General features: G+C 71.9%; 1 protein-coding gene. It reads right to left on the bottom strand.

From position 1 onward, the window contains the following. The coding region (locus E1269_RS31965; protein WP_131902295.1) for a dipeptide ABC transporter ATP-binding protein at nt 1-1,828 on the bottom strand (1,828 nt) is incomplete at both ends.

The raw sequence follows: 1,828 nt of genomic DNA, 5'->3' as shown, positions 1-1,828 counted from the left end.
GTGGGGGGTGTGTTCGGCGTAGTGGCACGCGGTGAGCCCGCCGTCGATCAGGCGGAGTTCGGGGACGTCGGTCGCGCAGCGCTCCTGAGCGATCGGGCAGCGGGTGCGGAACCGGCAGCCCGACGGCGGGTCGGCCGGGCTGGGCACGTCCCCGCCCAACGGCACCCGCGCCCGGGTCTCGCGTCCGGTCGGGTCGGGGATGGGGACCGAGGCCAGCAGCGCGCGGGTGTAGGGGTGTCTTGGGTTGGTGTAGATGCGCTCGGCCGGGCCGTGTTCCACGATCACCCCCAGGTACATGACGGCGACATCGTCGGCGACCTGGCGCACCACGGACAGGTCATGGCTGACGAACACATACGCCATCTTGGTGTCGGCCTGCAGATCGGCCAGCAGGTTCAACACCTGCGCCTGCACGCTGACGTCCAGCGCCGACACCGGCTCGTCCAGGATCAGCAGCTGCGGCTCCAACGCCAACGCCCGCGCGATCGCCACCCGCTGGCGCTGCCCGCCGGAGAACTGCGACGGATACCGGTCGGCATGCTCCGGGCGCAACCCGACCCGCTCGAACAACTCCAACACCCGGCCCCGGCGCCGCTCCCGCGACCAGCCACCGGCCAGCCGCAACGGCTCGGCCACGTTGTCACCCACCGACAGGCGCGGGTTCAACGACGCGAACGGGTCCTGATACACCATCTGCACCTGCTGGCGGATCCGGCGCAACTCACCCCGCCCGGCCCGGACCACATCCCGCCCAGCCACGCTGATCTCACCACCGGTCGGGTCCTGCAAACGCAGCAGCAACGACGCCAGCGTGGACTTCCCGCACCCGGACTCACCCACCAACCCCAACGTGGCACCCCGACGAAGCTCCAACGACACCCCGTCCACCGCATGCACCCACCCCGACACCCGAGCGAACACCCCGGCCCGGACCGGGAACCTCTTCACCACCCCCCGCAGCTCCAGGACGCTCTCGCCGGCGTCGGCCGTCGGCGGCGCCGACGACGCGGCAGGTCGCGGCGCCGGCGCGGTGGCCGTCTCCTGCGGGAAGTGACACGCACTCGCCGCACCGACACCGTCATCGCCGGGGGCCGCGAGCTCGGGGCGCAGGTCGGGGCGCACGGTGCGGCACTCGACCCGGCCATGACCGACCGGGCAGCGCGGCTCGAACGCGCACCCGGCCGGCAACCCGGTCAGATCCGGCGGCTGCCCCGGGATCGGCACCAACCGCTCGGTCGCGACGTCCAGCCGCGGCACCGACCCCAGCAGCGCCCGGGTGTAGGGATGCCGCGGCCGAGCGAACACGTCCATCACGCTGCCGGTCTCCACCACCCGCCCCCCGTACATCACACACACCCGGTCCGCGGTCTCCGCGACCACCCCCAGATCGTGGGTGATCAACACCGTGCCCGCGCCGGTCTCGCGAGCCGCCACCTGCAGAACGTCAAGGATCTGCGCCTGCACACTCACATCCAACGCCGTGGTCGGCTCATCGGCGATCAACACCTTCGGCCGGTTCGCGATCGCCATCGCGATCACCACCCGCTGACACATCCCGCCGGAAAACTCATGCGGATACTGCCCATACCGGCGCACCGGGTCCGCCACCCCCACCAGCGCCAGCAGGTCGTGCACCCGATCGCGGGCCGCCCGGCCGGACAAGCCGCGGTCGTGCACCAACAGCGCCTCCGCGATCTGATCACCCACCCGCTGGACCGGATCCAACGCCGACATCGGGTCCTGGAAGATCATCGCGACGTCCCGGCCCAGCACCCGCCGCCGCTGCCCTTCGGACAGCGCGAGCAGGTCGACCCCGTCCAGCCAGGCT

This window comes from Jiangella asiatica, assembly GCF_004349065.1.
In the GTDB taxonomy this organism is placed as follows: Bacteria; Actinomycetota; Actinomycetes; order Jiangellales; family Jiangellaceae; genus Jiangella; species Jiangella asiatica.
This window is presented reverse-complemented; position numbering and strand designations above follow the sequence as displayed.